Source organism: Phytohabitans houttuyneae (assembly GCF_011764425.1).
GTDB classification, from domain to species: domain Bacteria; phylum Actinomycetota; class Actinomycetes; order Mycobacteriales; family Micromonosporaceae; genus Phytohabitans; species Phytohabitans houttuyneae.
On sequence record NZ_BLPF01000001.1, the window covers coordinates 3,003,744 to 3,017,366 of the forward strand.

Below are 13,623 nucleotides of genomic sequence, written 5' to 3' on the forward strand. Positions count from 1 at the left end.
CATGCAAGAAGCCCCCTAAGAATGTGAGAACGAGTCTGTGTTGACGAACTCTTGGCGCAAGAGCTCGCGCAGCTACAACAACGGTGACTGTGTGGAGGCGCGCCGTGACGCCACCACCGTCCAGATGCGAGACAGCAAGGACAGCGGAGGATCGGTGCTCGGTTTCCACCAAGACCGCTGGCAGGAGTTTTTGGAGGGTATCGCGCTGGGCGAGTTCGACCGCCGGTAGCCCTTGGAGCGGGGAGTGCGGCCGGTCGCCGCACTCCCGCAGTTCGTCTCAGGCGTATTTGTAGTGGGCGACCTCGTCTCGGAGAGCACGCCCGGAACGACTCAGGCGTCGCGCCGCCTGAGGACGGCGTAGCCGGCCGCCACGATCGCCGCCGTCCACGCCACAAGCACAAGGCCGCCGGTCACGTCGCCGTCCGCCACGAACATGCCCCCGGCGACTCCCGGCAGGTAGTCGGAGACCGGATCGGGCACCACCATGGACAGGCCGACGACCGGATAGCGCCGGTCGAGTACTCCGAGGTGATCACCAGCATGGCGAGGGCGATCAGCGCGAACTGGGCGAGCGACACCGACGCCGCCGCCGGGTCCACGACCGACTGCAGGGTGGCGGTCGTGTCCCGCACCGCCTGCTCGTCTGGGTGCTCCAGGTCGTACGCGAAGTCGTTGCCGAGCAGGAAGGCGGTGCAGCCCATCAGCAGCAGGCTGCTCGCGAGGCACCACCACGTGGAGCGCACCGTCCAGAGCTTCACCCATTCGGCACCCGCCGTCGCCGGGCCGCCGCGGAAACGTGGAGCGGAGCCGAGCGTCTTCGTTGGCTGGCTCAACGTCCCTCCCCCGGCACCGGCGTGGCGTACTCGACGCTCGCCGCGGTCAGCTCCAGATACGCCTCCTCCAAGGACGCGTCCCGCCGGCTCAGCTCGTGCAGGCGCACCCCCGCCTCGTACGCCAGGTCGCCGATGCGCTCGAGCCCCGCTCCGGTGACGGTGAGCTCGTCGGGGCCGGTGTGGCGTACCGCTATCGCCGCGGCCGCCAGCCGGTAGCGCAGGGCCTCCGCCTCGGGGGTGCGCACCCGGATGGCCGTGGTCGAACTGCCCGCGATCACCTCGGCGATCGGCGCGTCCCGGATGATCCGGCCCTTGCCGATCACGACGAGGTGGTCGGCGGTCTGCTGCATCTCGCTCATGAGGTGGCTGGAGACGAAGACCGTGCGCCCCTCGGCGGCCAGCGCCCGCATGAGCTGGCGCACCCAGCGCACTCCGTCGGGATCGAGCCCGTTGACCGGCTCGTCGAAGATCAGCACCTCGGGGTCGCCGAGCAGCGCCTCCGCGATGCCGAGCCGCTGGCTCATGCCGAGCGAGAAGCCGCCGGCCCGCTTGCGCGCCACGTGACTGAGGCCGACCGTCTCCAGGACCTCGCCCACCCGCCGCTCCGGTATGCCGTTGCTGCGCGCCATCGCCCGCAGGTGGTTGCGCGCGCTGCGGCCGGGGTGCACCGCGCGGGCGTCGAGCAGCGCACCCACTGTCCGAAGTGGATCCCTCAGCTCCGCGTACGGCTTGCCGTTGACGAGCGCGCTGCCCGCCGTGGGGCGGTCCAGGCCGAGAATCATGCGGATGGTGGTGGACTTGCCCGAGCCGTTCGGCCCGAGAAAGCCGGTAACCCGGCCCGGCGCGATCCTCAGCGAGATGTCGTGCACCGCCGTGGTCGCGCCGTACCGTTTCGTCAGTCCGGTCACGGTGATGGTCATACGGCCGACGCTACGAACGGCGGGCGCCCCACCGCAGGGCCCGATCGTCACCCCCTCACCCTGACTTTCGTCAGGTGGCCCGGCTTCCAGCTTTGCCCTTCGCGGGCCTGGCGCGGCGGCTACGGTGAGGGCTGAGGCGCTCCGCCTCGGGCAGTGCGCGAGCGCCGTTCGTCCGCCGGCCTCGGCGACGCGGCCGGAGGAAGGAGAGGCACCATGAGCACAGCTCGCGACATCATGCATGCGGGAGCCGAGTGCATCAGCGAGGACGAGACGCTGGCCAACGCGGCCCGGATGATGCGGGACATGCGCGTGGGCGCCCTGCCCATCTGCGGCAAGGACGACCGCCTGCACGGCATCATCACCGACCGCGACATCGTGATCCGGTGCATCGCCGAGGGTGGCGACCCGCGCAAGATGACCGCACGCGAGATGGCGCAGGGCACGCCCATCTGGGTCGACGTGGACGCCGACCAGGACGAGGTGCTGCGCCTGATGGAGAGCAACAAGATCCGCCGCCTGCCGGTGATGGAGGGGCAGCGCATCGTCGGCATGATCAGCGAAGCGGACCTCGCGGTGCACCTCGACGAGCACCGCCTTCACCACTTTGCCGAGAGCATCTACTCGGCTCAGCCCACCAGCTGACGGCGCCCGGCGGGGGCGCGGCCGCCGCGCCCCCGTCAGCGCTCCTGCATGAGCCCCAGCTTGTGCCCGTCGGGGTCGGCGAAAAACGACATCCACAGCTCGGTGGCGCCGTCGCGGTGCACGACGTGCGGCGTCCCGAATGACTCGACGCCCGCCGCGACAAGGCGCGCGTGCTCCGCCTCGATGTCGTCGACGCGGAAGTAGAGCGTGCAGCGGCTCGCGAACTCCTCGGACTCCGGGACGCCGAGGTAGAGCCGCACGTCGCCGCTCGCGAAGAACGCCATCGGCTGGCCCTGCACCTGGAAGAGCAGCGGGATGCCCAGCACGTCACGGTAGAACCCCACCGAACGGTCGATGTCTCGGACGCTGATGTGGATCTGGGCCACCGGACCGAGCGCCATGGCCACCTCCCGGGCGAGTGCTTAACTGTGGTAAAAGGTTAACCATGGTGAAGCAGTCGGGGCAAGCACGGCTGCCCGCCCGCCCCGCCGGCGTGCCCGCCGACGAGCGCCACGAGACGGCCAACCTGTTGCACTCCGCGGCGTTGCGCCTGCTGCGCGCGGCGCGCACGCACGACGCCGGCATGGACCTCGACGGCCCACGCGCCTCGCTGCTGTCCGTCGTCGTCTTCGCCGGCCCGCAGCCGGTCACCCGCCTGGCCGCGATCGAGCAGGTCTCACCGCCCGCGATCACCAAGCTCGTCGCCGCCCTGGAGGCCGACGGCCTGGTGGTCCGCGAGCGCTCCGCGACGGACCGCCGAGTGGTGCTGGTCACGCCGACGGCGGCGGGCAGGCGCCTGCTGGAGCGCGGCCGGGCGGCGCGGGTGCGCGCGGTGGCCGCCCTGCTGGAAGGCGCCTCCGCCCGCGACCTGGCCACCCTGCGCCGCGCCGCCCAGCTGATCGCCGCCCGCATCTGAAGAGCGCCGATCCAGGCATGGATCTGCCCGCGCCCGTGTCACCTGCGGACCGCATGCTCCCGCGGGCACCGCTCCGGCCGGCGGCTCGCCAGGGCTCGCCGAAACCCCCGCCCTCCGCTGCCGGGCCCGCGCGCCAAGACCCGCCGCAGGCACGGGTCACGGCGGGGCGGCCGCGACCACGATCTGCGCTTCGGCACCGGACAGGCGGATCGGGTAGCGGGCCAGCACCGGCCAGGGCGCCGGCGCGTGGAGCAGTGCGACAAGGCGGCCGCCCGGCCGGAGGACGCGGCGCGCCTCGGACCACAGGCGGGACGGGTCCGTGGCGAGCGCGCCCGTGGCCGGGACCTGGCGGTCCCAGGGCGGGTTCACCACGATGCGGTCCACAGTGGATGCCCGCAGTGGGAGGGCGGCGGCGTCGGCGTGGAGCCAGCGGGCGGCCAGTGCGCCCGCGTTGGCTGTCGCCGCGCGCAGGGCGGCCGGGTCCGCGTCCACACCCAGCAGGCGGGCGCCGGTGCCGCCGGCCTCGATCAGGAGCGTGCCGGCGCCACAGCACGGGTCGAGCACCACGTCGCCCGGCGCGACGGCGGCGAGCCGGACCATCGCCGCGGCCACCGGCGGGTGCAGCGTGCCGGGCACGCCCACCCGCTTGTAGTCACGCCGGTGACTCGGCCGGTCGCCCGGGCGCACCGCAACCGTGGCCCGCTTGCCCTCGATCGTCACCCGCCACGAGGTGGTGCCGGGTGGTGGGCGCACCCCGCCGCGCCGCGAGTGGTACGGCACGCCGAGCACCCTCGACAGGTGCACCCCGACGGCGTCCTCGACGTCGTACCGGCCGAAGCGGCGCGCGCCCACGACCGTGGCGGAGACGTCGAGCGGCCGGCGGGGTGCCCATGAGAGGTCGCCCAGCTCACCCAGGCGGCGGAGGTCTTCTTTCGTGTGGCCGATCCCGTGGATGACGGCGGCCACGAGCAGTACGTCGTCGGCGGTGGGCAGGGCACGGATCGCGGCAGCCGCATCCAGCGAGGTGAAGTGCACCTCGCGGTGGCCGATCAGGTCGACCTGACCGAGCCCGCGCTCGCGGATCTCGGTGGCGACCAGGGTCTCCATGCCTCGCACCGTCCGCGCCAGGAGGCGCGCGTGCATCGTTCTTCTCCCGCGGCAGGACCCGGGACGGCACGTCGCCGCCCCGCATCACCGGCGGTGGGGTCAGGCCCGCGACCCGCAGGTGGGGTCAGCGGGCGAGGAAGAAGAACGTCACAGGCCCACGTTAGCGGCGGGCGGAAGCGATATTTCTCAGCCCTCGACCGGCACGCTCGCCACCAGCGGCGCGGTCGGCGTCTTCGAGCCGGTATCGGGCTCGATCGTGACGCCGAGCGTGTCCATGCCGCGGATCCTGTCGATGAGCTTGGTCGCGCCGCCCTCGCCGGGCGTGAGCACGCCCCGCGAGTCGGGTCCGCCGCTGGTGACGGCCCACAGCTGGTACGCACGGTCGTCGCCGGGCGGCCGCGCACCCGAGAGCATGACAACACCCTCGTCCAAGCTCTCGGAGAGCACCATCGTGATCTGGCCGCCCCCGGTGACCGGCGCGGAACGCAGCCGCGCGTCGGACGCGGCGAGCACCGCCTCGACCCGGGTCGCCTCGGCGCGCAGGGCCTCGGCGGTGGCGCGCTCATCCCGTACCCGCTGCTCTTGAGCGATGTAGGAAACCGTGCCCGTGCCCGCGGCAAGGACCACGGCGGCGGCCGCGGCGGCCACGATCGGACCCCGCCGCCACCCGGCGGAGGGCGAGGTGGCGCGGGCCTTGCGGTCCGGGCGCTCGGCGGCCACCTGCCGGGTCTGGCGGATCTCGGCGAGCACGTTGTCCCGCAGGCGGGGCGGGGGCACCGACCATGCGCCGTCGGCCAGCCGCGCGGCGGTCTCCCGCAGCTCGGCGACGTCGTGCGCGCAGGACTCGCAGCCGGCGAGGTGGCGGGCGAAGGCGGCCCGCTCGACGTCGTCGAGAGCGTGCAGCGCGTACGCCCCCGCGAGCGCGTGGACGTCCGTCGTCATGCTGTCACTTCCACGCCCAGGCAGTCGCGCAGCCGGATCAGCCCGTCGCGCATGCGCGTCTTGATGGTGGGCAGCGCGGTGCCGAGCATCTCGGCGACCTCGCGGTACGTGTACCCCCGTAGTAGGCGAGCGTGATCGCCTCGCGCTGCAGGCCGGTGAGGGTCTGGATGCACCGCCGCACCTGCTGCTGCTCCAGGTGTGCGGTGGCCTGGTCGACCACCTCGTCGTACGGCGTCTCGCCCTGCGCGGCGGCCAGCTTGCGGGCCCGCTCGGCGCCGGCCTGCTCGGAACGCACGCGGTCGACGGCCCGGCGGTGGGCGATCGTGAAGATCCACGCGGTGGCCGAACCCCGCTCCGGGTCGAAGCGACCGGCGGTGCGCCACACCTCGACGAGCACCTCCTGCGCCACCTCCTCGGCCTGGGCGGGGTCGCGCACGACGCGCCGGGCCAGCCCGTACACCCGGGCGGCCACGAGGTCGTAGAGGCGCGTGAACGCGGCCTCGTCACCCCGCGCGACCGCGCGCAGCAGCTCGTTGGCCTCCGTGGAAGGGTCAGGCGGCGTGGGTACGGCCGACAGGTGCTCCGCCCGACGCAACCCTTCGTTGGCGCCGTCGCTCATGAATGCCAGCCTCTCGCCGATCATCTGCGCGCCCATATCGGTACTTCGGAGCCGTAGGGTACAGGGATTGCCCGATCGATTATTACCAACCTGTTTCCGCAGCGCGCATATCGTCCACTTAGCCTCTGCGTAGCCTTCCGGAGGGTGGACGCGGCCGTAAGACTCGCGGAAACTATGCCGGAACTCCCTGTAGTTCGAACTCCCAGCCGCCTCCAAATCAAACTCCCTCAGAGGACCGCTCATGGGCGAGCCGATTCTGGTGGTAGATGTCGGCACATTTGCCACCCGCGTCGCTCTGGTCGTCGGTGACCAGTCCGGGCTCCTGCGCGAGCCGGGCACCGGCAGCCTCGTCTGGCCCTCGTCGGTGTGCCTCGACGACGCCGGCTGCCTGGTCGGCACCGCCGCCGAGCGGCGCAAGCGGGCCATCCCGCGGCGCTACATCGACGGGCCGCGGCGAGCGGTCGACGCGCAGGCCTCGATGTGGCTGGACGGGCGGGAGGTCACCGGTGGCGAGGCGCTGGCCGCCTACCTGACGGCCGTGCGAGGCGAGGCCCGCCAGCAGTACGGCGCGGAGGTCCACCGCGTGACGCTCACCACACCCGCGGCGTACCTGACCGGAGACCCTCGCCGAGACGTGCTCACCGCCGCGGGCGAGGCGGCCGGTTTCTCCTATGTGGAGCTTGTCTCGAGCGCGGTGGCGGTCGCGCTCGACCCGGAGACCGGTGGCGGGCTGCCGGGCGGCGCGCTGGTGCTGGCCTGCACGCTGGGCGCCACCTGGACGGCGTCGCTGGTGCAGGTGCGGGGCAACCACACTGTCCAGCTTGCACAGGAGACCTCGGCCGCCGGCCACGACCTCGACGCCGTCTTGATCAATGACCTCCGCTCCGAGGGGCGTGCCTGGCTGGAGCCCTTGCTCGCCGCGCCGGGCGACGCCGGCCTGCGGGCCTACTACGACGCCGTCGACTTCGTGCGGCGGCTCAAGCACCAGCTCGCCGACGCCGAGGAGGTTTCCGACCACCTCACGCCGATCAGCCCGCCGTACCGGCTGACCCGCGAGTGGCTGGCCGCGTTCGCCGACCCGGCGCTGCGCTGGCTGGCGGCGAGCTGCCACACCGTGCTCGCCGCGGCCGGCGCCGCACCGTCCGACCTGGGCGCGGTCGTGCTCGCCGGCGGCGGTGCGCGGATGCCGGCGGCCGAGCACACCCTCCGCGCGACGCTCGGCCACCCGGTGCGCCGGGCCGCCGATCCGGAGCTCGGCGTGGTCCGCGGCGCCGCCCGGTGGTCGATCGGCGCGCTCAGCCGCGCGGTGCCCGCCGAGCGGCCGAGCTGGCGGATCGAGCCCGTGGCGTGGGACATTCCGGGCGGCCGGGGCGAGCTGGTGCGGTGGGTGGTCGGCGAAGGCGAGGCCTACCAGGCTGGCGCCGTCGTCGCTCGCGTGCGGGCGCCGGACGACCGGGTGTTCGACCTGGTGGCGCCCCAGGCCGGCACGCTGCTCGCCCATCGGGCCGCCGCCGGCCAGCAGGTCGGCCCGGTGCTCGTCGCCGCCGCGGCCAAGACACCCAAAGCGCTCGCCGAGCACCCGCCTCCCCACCAGCACCGGCTCGACGTCGCCGGCTCGTGGCTGCTGACCCCCGACCGGCAGCGGCTCGTCGAGTGCGACGGTGCCGGGCGGTACGTGCGGTACCGCACCGTCGGCGACCCCACCGTGACCGGCGAGTTCGTCCCCGAGGCAAGTGGCGCCACACCGGTGGGCGGCCGGGTGTTCGTCGGGCCGGACGGGCGGCTCTGCCTGGTCTCCTGGGACTCGGAGAGCTGGTTCCGCGTCTGGGATCTGGAGAGCGGCGGCCTGGTGACCCGGTTCCGCGACCCGGCCGGCGCCTCCGACGTGCGGGTCAACGAGGTCGAGTGGCGGCTGGCCACCGAGGCCGGCGGCAAGGCGGTGGGCCGCTACCGCCGGGCCACCTACACGATCTGGGACCTGCGCACGGGTGACCGCCTCGACAAGGTCTCCGACGACGCGTGGACCCGCCGCCACCCCGACTACTCCAGCCGCAGCCGCGGTCAGGGCTTCGGCACCACGGTCGCCAGCCCCGACGGGCAGCTGCGCGCGGCCACGCTGGAGGCGAGCGACGGCTCGTGGGTGCTGCTGGTGCACGACGTCGCGACCGAGCAGGAGGTGTTCCGGGCGGGCGAGCGGCCGGACCGCAAGGCGCTGGCCGGGTTCAGCGCCGATGGGCGCCACCTGCTCGCCAGCTGGGAGTCCGAGGGCAGGAGCCTGGTCGATGTCTGGCATGTTTGAGCCCCCGCAGTCCGTGCGCCCGCGCGACACCCCCGTGCTCGTGGTCGATCTCGGCACCACCACGTCGGCCGCCGTCGTGGTCGCCGGCGAGGAGTCGGTGCCGGTGCCCGATCCGGTGAGTGGCGCCGCCGCCTGGCCGTCCGCCGTGTTGTGGGACGGGCAGCAGATGCTCGTCGGCACGCTGGCCGAGCGGCGCAAGCGGGCCGAGCCCGAGTCGTTCGCCGCCGAGTTCAAGCGCGGGCTGGCGGCCGACGTCTCGGTGGTGCTCGGCCGCCACCGGTTTCGCCCGGTCGAGCAGGTGGTGGCGCTGCTCGCGGCGCTGCGGCTGGAGGGCGAGCGGCTCCACGGCGCACCGATCACCCGCACGCTGCTCACCGTGCCCGCCGCGTACACGAGCGCGGACCCGCGCCGCGCCCGCGTCATCGCCGCCGCGGAGGCGGCTGGCCTGGAGACGGTGGAGCTGCTGCCCGAGCCGGTCGCCGCCGCGTTCGCGCCGGTGGCGGGCCCGCCCCTCGTTCCCGGCGACCTCCTCCTCGTGTACGACCTGGGTGGCGGCACCTTCGACGCCGCCCTCCTGCGCATCGGCGAGCGGTGGCACGAGCTGCTCGGCCACGCCACCCTCGACGACTGCGGCGGCCGCGAGATCGACGCGCTGCTCGCCGCCCGCGTGCACGCCGAGGGCGAGGCGTGGCTCGCGCCGCTGCTCTCGTCCGCCGGCCCGACCGATCCGGCCACGATGCGCCTGGGCATGGCGGTCACCGACTTCGCCCAGCGGCTCAAGCACCAGCTCAGCGCCGCGCCCTCGGTCGAAGACTTCTTCCTGCCCAACGCGCCGGCCTACCGCCTCACCCAGGCCGACCTGCGCACGCTGGCCGCGCCGCTGCTCAGCCGGACCGTCACCTGCTGCACCGACCTGCTCGCCCGCCTGGGGGTGTCACCACACCAGGTCGCGGCGGTCCTCACCGTGGGCGGCGGCTCCCGCATGCCCGCCGTGAGCGACCTCCTGCAGCAGACCCTGCGGCTCCCCCTCCGCACGACCGACGACCCGGACCTCGCCGCCGTCCGCGGCGCCGCCCACTGGCTCCCCCGGAGCGGCCCTCGCCGCGTGCCCGCCGTCACCTCGCCCGAGCCGTCGATCCCGCTGTCGTTCGCCATCCCGGGCGGCTCGGCACAGCTGCTGCGCTGGCTCGTCGCGCCCGGCCAGGCCTACGTGGCGGGCGTGCCACTGGCCCGCGTCCGCCTGCCCGGCGGGGCCTTGTGGGACCTCACCGCCCGCACGCCCGGCACGCTCGACCGCTTGCTGGCCACGCCCGGCTCCGAGGTGGTTGCCCACGAGTGGCTGGCACTAGCCCGCCCCTAGCCCGCGTTTCGTAGCGGTGGCCGCGCGTCGTGCGGCCCGTGGCCCGCGCGAGTCGGCAGGCTAGTAGCCGCCCCACCGCGACGACGGCGGCGAACCGCGGGCGGACTCGCGCACTCCCGCCTCGAAGATCTGCAGAAGCACGGGGTAGGGAAGATCAGCTAGGTGGATCTTGCATCCTGCCTCATCAATTGCCTTACCGCGCGGGCACCGTGAGCTGGGAAGACACCGCACGCACCGGGGCGAAGCCGACCGCGCGACGGCGCCGAGACCGCCGCGAACTCTACGCCGCGCGGAGTCCTGTGTGGATGGTGCGGGCGTCGAGCCAGTAGAGGTCGTCGCGGAGGCCGAGCCACGCGGTGTCCGCCGAGTCCAGCAGGCAGTCCCAGGCGTCCAGGTCGGCGGGGTCCAGCAGCCCCGCCGGGCGCAGGTGGTCGACCCGGTGTGCCAGCTTGTCCAGCACGCGGTTGACCTCAGCGTCCGTAAGCGGCAGCTCGCGCTCGAAGAGCGTCGTACGGGCGGCGACCTCGGTCAGGCCGGCGCGGCGCAGGCACTCGCTCCAGCCGTACGGCATCCGCACCGACCCCGGCAGCCCCGCCCGCATCGCCGCGAACCAGCGGTCCTGCGCCGCGTCCAGCCGTACCTCAAGGCCGGGCTCGCCGACGCCAAGGTCCCACGGCAGGTGCCGCGCGGGCAGGCCGCCCTCGGCCAGTGCCAGCCGGCCGCCCCCGCCCAGGAGGCCGGCCAGCGCGTTGACCGCCGCCTGCTGGTCGCCGGCGTGGTGCACCGACGCGGACGCCCACACCAGGTCGGCCGTCTCGCCGAGCGCGGCCCGCAGGTCGGTCAGGTCGCCGTCGAGGTCGGCTGCCACGAACTCGAGGTCCGGCGCGCGCTCCTTCGCCACGGCCAGGATCGCCGGCTCGCCGTCCACGCCGACCGCGCGACCACCGGGGCCGAGGGCTGTCGCGAGTGCGCGGGTCATGCCGGCACCGCCGCACCCCACGTCCACCGCCAGGCGGTCGCCGGGGCGGACGAGGGCGGCCGCGGTGGCCGCGTACCAGCTGGCCTCCTCGCCGGCGAGACGACCGAGATGCGCAGTTTGTTCCGACCAGACCACCGTGTACGGATCCTCACTCGTCACCGGCCCATTGTGTCGTCTCCTGCCACAGCAGGAGGCCACCTTGTCCGTCAGCGGCCTACTGTTCGGATGTGGTGACCCAGTGGATCGGCCGGCTCTTCGACGAGCGGGCCTGGCCGGCGCGCCTGACGCTGCTTTTCGTGCTGACCGTCGGCTACCTGACGCTGCTGCGCGCTCCCGACTCGCCGCCGACGCTCGCCGACTGGATCATCGCGCTGGCGGCGGTGGGGGCGAGCGCGGGCGGCGGGCGGTGGCCGCTGGCGACGCCCATCGTGCAGGCCGGCCTGCTCGCCGTGGCGTACCAGGTGGGCACCCACGCCTCCGTCGTCGTGAAGGTCGCCACCGCCGTCGCCCTCTTCGAGCTCGCCATGCGCCGCACAGGCTGGAAAGTCCTGGTGGGCACGCTCGCACCCACCGCCGTGTACGTCCTGCATCCCAGCGGCGGCATCCCCTCGCTCCTCTACCGCGCCGCGGTCATGGTCGGCGCGCCGGTGCTGATCGGCGCGTACATCCGCTCGTTGCGCCAGACCGCCGCGCAGGCGCAGCAACGGGTGGCCGAGGAGGAGCGGCGCCGCCTGTCGGAGACGCGGGCGGCGCGGGCCACGGAGCGTACGGCGATTGCCCGTGAACTCCACGATGTCGTGGCACACCACGTCGCCTCGATCGTGCTGCGGGTGGGCGTGGCGCGGCACGTGCTGCCGGCGGACGACCCGCGCGTGCGCGAGGTGCTCGACGACGTGCACGGCAGCGGCACCGCGACCCTCTCCGCCCTGCGGCGGCTGGTGACGGTGCTGCGTGACCCGGAGGTGGGCGACACGCCGCCGTTCGTGGAGCCGGGCGAGCTGCACGCCGCGCTCGACGAGGTGGTGCAACGCGGCCGGCAGGTGGGCCTGGACATCGCGTCGTCGGTCGACCCGGCGGTCGGCGACCTCGATCCGGTGCGCGGGCTCGCCGTCCTCCGCCTCACCCAGGAAGGCCTCACGAACGTCGCCAAGCACGCCGGCACCGCCGCCCACGCCGAGATCTCGATGCGCCTCACACCCGACGACACGGTGCTGCTGGAGATCGTCGACGACGGCGGTACGAGCCCGCCGGCGCTGCCCACCGCGGGCGACGTGCCGGGCCACGGCCTGGTCGGCATGCGCGAGCGGGTCGAGCTGCTCGGCGGCTCGCTCTCCGTGGGCCGCGAGGGACGGGGATGGCGGCTCTCCGCGCTGCTGCCGTCGGCGTCGCCGCCCGCGCCCAGGCGGTCCGCGCGGGTCTGCCACCCCAAGACGGCGCAGGCCCCCGCGTGATCCGGGTATTGCTCGCCGACGACCAGCACCTCGTCCGCGCCGGCCTGCGCATGCTCTGCACCGCCGCGCCCGACGTCGAGGTGGTGGGCGAGGCGGACAGCGGCGCCGAGGCGGTGCGCCTCGCCGAGCAGGTGCTGCCCGACGTCATCCTCATGGACCTGCGCATGCCGGGCGTCGACGGCATCACCGCCACCGCGCGCATCCTCGCCGCGCGGCCGTCGGTGCGCGTGGTGGTGCTCACCACGTTCGACGACGACGATCACCTCTACCCCGCGCTGGCCGCCGGCGCGTGCGGCTTCCTGGTCAAGGACGCCGCCCCCGAAGACCTGCTGGACGGGGTGCGCCGGGCGGCCGCGGGCGGCTCCCCCTTCAGCCCCGCGGTGCTGCGCCGCCTCGTCGCGTCCGCGGTGCACAGCCGCTCGGCGCCCGCCGACCCGTCCCGGCCGGACTTCGGCCTCACCCCGCGCGAGACCGAGGTGCTCGCGCTCGTCGGCGAGGGCCTGTCGAACGGCGAGATCGCCGAACGCCTCCACCTCGGCGTGACCACGGTCAAGACGCACATCGCGAGCCTCATGACCAAGACCGCCACGCCAAACCGGGTGCGCCTCGCGGTGCTCGCGGTCCAATCGGGCGTCACCGCCTAGATCAAAATCCAGAAGAGGTGAGCTACCGCGATGTCCGCGGTGGTCCGGACCGTTGCTCCCGCGGCCTCACCCTCCGCGTTTGGCAAGACCCAAGCCCGGAGGCGCGCCCAGCAGGCGGAAGAGCAGCAGCCACTGCTCCGGCCACACATGACCGACCACTGTGGACATGTCGAGCCGCGCGGCCCGGAAAGCGCCGTCCACCTTGCGCGCCGGGTAGCGCTGCCGCAGCGACGCGTGCAGTGAGCCGCCGCCGCCGCCGAAGCCGAGGTCCACAAAGGACCGGTACGCCGCCCTCGCCCGGCCGGGCACGAGTGGCGCCGGCCGCCGTGAAAGGCGCAGGATGCCGGAGTCAACGCGCGGCACCGGGCGGAAGGCACGCCGGGAGATGCGGCCGTACAGCCCCCAGTGAAACTCCGGCCACGTCGCCACCGTCAGCCGGCTCCACCGTCCATAGTCGCCTGTGCGCTTGCGGGCGTACTCGAGCTGGGTCACGAGCGTCGCCGACGTGAGCGCCGGCGCGCGCAGGCACCACTGCACGATCGGTGCGGTCAGCGCGTACGGGATGTTGCCCACCACCGCGAACGGCTCGCGCGGCGGTCGGGCGGTCAGAAAGTCCTGGTGCCGCACGGCCACGTTCTCCGGCACGGCGAGGGCGGTGGCGAAGGCGGGGTCGACCTCGTACGCCACGACCCGCCCGGCCGCCTCGGCCAGCCGCCGCGTGAGCCGCCCGTCACCGGCGCCCACCTCCAGCACCAGGTCGCCGCGGCCCGGAGCGGCGGCGCGGACCACGCGGCCGAGCGCGCCCGGATCGTTCAGGAAGGTCTGCGACAGCACCCGCCGGGTGCGGTCGCGCTCGTTTCGGATGGGTTGGGTGTTGTGCGCCACTGCCGGCGTCCTCTCCCACCGGCCCA

At 74.0% G+C, this 13,623-nt stretch carries 15 protein-coding genes; 7 read left to right on the top strand and 8 right to left on the bottom strand.

From position 1 onward, the window contains the following. The first annotated feature begins 40 nt into the window (after positions 1-40). Positions 41-229, top strand: coding sequence for a DUF397 domain-containing protein (locus Phou_RS13180; protein ID WP_371872116.1), 189 nt, complete (start codon positions 41-43; stop codon positions 227-229). A 181-nt stretch (positions 230-410) separates the two neighbouring features. Here the strand turns inward: Phou_RS13180 and Phou_RS13185 are convergent, their stop codons facing one another. Further along, the gene (locus Phou_RS13185) at positions 411-833 is read right to left on the bottom strand and encodes a hypothetical protein (protein ID WP_173056320.1); all 423 of its coding nucleotides are present in this window, start codon (positions 831-833) and stop codon (positions 411-413) included. Further along, complete coding sequence (locus Phou_RS13190; RefSeq protein WP_218579010.1) at positions 830-1,753, bottom strand: ABC transporter ATP-binding protein; 924 nt, start codon at positions 1,751-1,753, stop codon at positions 830-832. Before Phou_RS13190 ends, Phou_RS13185 begins: the two co-directional genes overlap by 4 nt. Positions 1,754-1,966: 213 nt before the next feature. Here Phou_RS13190 and Phou_RS13195 point away from each other — a divergent pair, with 213 nt between their 5' ends. Beyond that, positions 1,967-2,395: a CBS domain-containing protein gene (locus tag Phou_RS13195; RefSeq protein WP_173056322.1), complete on the top strand. Its 429-nt coding sequence runs from the start codon at positions 1,967-1,969 to the stop codon at positions 2,393-2,395. Positions 2,396-2,430: 35 nt separating this feature from the next. Here the strand turns inward: Phou_RS13195 and Phou_RS13200 are convergent, their stop codons facing one another. After that, the gene (locus tag Phou_RS13200; RefSeq protein ID WP_173056323.1) at positions 2,431-2,796 is read right to left on the bottom strand and encodes a VOC family protein; all 366 of its coding nucleotides are present in this window, start codon (positions 2,794-2,796) and stop codon (positions 2,431-2,433) included. Between the two features lie 44 nt (positions 2,797-2,840). Here Phou_RS13200 and Phou_RS13205 point away from each other — a divergent pair, with 44 nt between their 5' ends. After that, entirely contained in the window at positions 2,841-3,311 is a 471-nt protein-coding gene (locus Phou_RS13205; protein ID WP_173056324.1) for a MarR family winged helix-turn-helix transcriptional regulator, read from the top strand. A 156-nt stretch (positions 3,312-3,467) separates the two neighbouring features. On the opposite strand, the gene Phou_RS13210 is transcribed toward Phou_RS13205, so the two are convergent. The 3 genes from Phou_RS13210 to Phou_RS13220 all read right to left on the bottom strand — a co-directional run bounded on the left by Phou_RS13210 (position 3,468) and on the right by Phou_RS13220 (position 5,979). Further along, on the bottom strand, positions 3,468-4,418 hold the full coding sequence (locus Phou_RS13210) for a methyltransferase domain-containing protein (protein ID WP_218579011.1): 951 nt from the start codon (positions 4,416-4,418) through the stop codon (positions 3,468-3,470). 186 nt (positions 4,419-4,604) lie between these two features. After that, positions 4,605-5,360 (bottom strand): anti-sigma factor, encoded by a 756-nt coding sequence (locus Phou_RS13215; protein WP_173056326.1) that lies wholly within the window; start codon positions 5,358-5,360, stop codon positions 4,605-4,607. Between the two features lie 37 nt (positions 5,361-5,397). After that, on the bottom strand, positions 5,398-5,979 hold the full coding sequence (locus Phou_RS13220; protein WP_308784448.1) for a sigma-70 family RNA polymerase sigma factor: 582 nt from the start codon (positions 5,977-5,979) through the stop codon (positions 5,398-5,400). A gap of 241 nt (positions 5,980-6,220) precedes the next feature. Between Phou_RS13220 and Phou_RS13225 the strand changes: the two genes are divergently transcribed. Together Phou_RS13225 and Phou_RS13230 are read left to right on the top strand one after the other, a co-directional pair. Next, on the top strand, positions 6,221-8,278 hold the full coding sequence (locus tag Phou_RS13225; protein WP_173056327.1) for an Hsp70 family protein: 2,058 nt from the start codon (positions 6,221-6,223) through the stop codon (positions 8,276-8,278). After that, on the top strand, positions 8,262-9,638 hold the full coding sequence (locus Phou_RS13230; RefSeq protein WP_173056328.1) for an Hsp70 family protein: 1,377 nt from the start codon (positions 8,262-8,264) through the stop codon (positions 9,636-9,638). The genes Phou_RS13225 and Phou_RS13230 overlap by 17 nt, the downstream gene beginning before the upstream one ends. Positions 9,639-9,918: 280 nt before the next feature. Here the strand turns inward: Phou_RS13230 and Phou_RS13235 are convergent, their stop codons facing one another. Then, positions 9,919-10,776: a class I SAM-dependent methyltransferase gene (locus Phou_RS13235; RefSeq protein WP_246273522.1), complete on the bottom strand. Its 858-nt coding sequence runs from the start codon at positions 10,774-10,776 to the stop codon at positions 9,919-9,921. Positions 10,777-10,844: 68 nt separating this feature from the next. Between Phou_RS13235 and Phou_RS13240 the strand changes: the two genes are divergently transcribed. Then, the gene (locus tag Phou_RS13240) at positions 10,845-12,068 is read left to right on the top strand and encodes a sensor histidine kinase (RefSeq protein ID WP_246273523.1); all 1,224 of its coding nucleotides are present in this window, start codon (positions 10,845-10,847) and stop codon (positions 12,066-12,068) included. After that, entirely contained in the window at positions 12,065-12,712 is a 648-nt protein-coding gene (locus Phou_RS13245) for a response regulator (protein ID WP_173056329.1), read from the top strand. Before Phou_RS13240 ends, Phou_RS13245 begins: the two co-directional genes overlap by 4 nt. 66 nt (positions 12,713-12,778) lie before the next feature. Here Phou_RS13245 and erm read toward each other — a convergent pair whose 3' ends face one another. Beyond that, a complete protein-coding gene (erm, locus tag Phou_RS13250; protein WP_173058320.1) occupies positions 12,779-13,576 on the bottom strand; it encodes an ErmE/ErmH/ErmO/ErmR family 23S rRNA (adenine(2058)-N(6))-methyltransferase in 798 nt (265 codons plus the stop codon). Between the last annotated feature and the right edge of the window lie 47 nt (positions 13,577-13,623).

Excerpts from the sequence above, each read along its gene's own strand:
- Phou_RS13190 (WP_218579010.1), bottom strand. The coding sequence starts at position 1,753 with ATGACCATCACCGTGACCGGACTGACGAAACGGTACGGCGCGACCACG.
- Phou_RS13195 (WP_173056322.1), top strand. The coding sequence starts at position 1,967 with ATGAGCACAGCTCGCGACATCATGCATGCGGGAGCCGAGTGCATCAGC.
- Phou_RS13200 (WP_173056323.1), bottom strand. The coding sequence starts at position 2,796 with ATGGCGCTCGGTCCGGTGGCCCAGATCCACATCAGCGTCCGAGACATC.
- Phou_RS13205 (WP_173056324.1), top strand. The coding sequence starts at position 2,841 with ATGGTGAAGCAGTCGGGGCAAGCACGGCTGCCCGCCCGCCCCGCCGGC.
- Phou_RS13210 (WP_218579011.1), bottom strand. The coding sequence starts at position 4,418 with ATGGAGACCCTGGTCGCCACCGAGATCCGCGAGCGCGGGCTCGGTCAG.
- Phou_RS13215 (WP_173056326.1), bottom strand. The coding sequence starts at position 5,360 with ATGACGACGGACGTCCACGCGCTCGCGGGGGCGTACGCGCTGCACGCT.
- Phou_RS13220 (WP_308784448.1), bottom strand. The coding sequence starts at position 5,979 with ATGAGCGACGGCGCCAACGAAGGGTTGCGTCGGGCGGAGCACCTGTCG.
- Phou_RS13225 (WP_173056327.1), top strand. The coding sequence starts at position 6,221 with ATGGGCGAGCCGATTCTGGTGGTAGATGTCGGCACATTTGCCACCCGC.
- Phou_RS13230 (WP_173056328.1), top strand. The coding sequence starts at position 8,262 with ATGTCTGGCATGTTTGAGCCCCCGCAGTCCGTGCGCCCGCGCGACACC.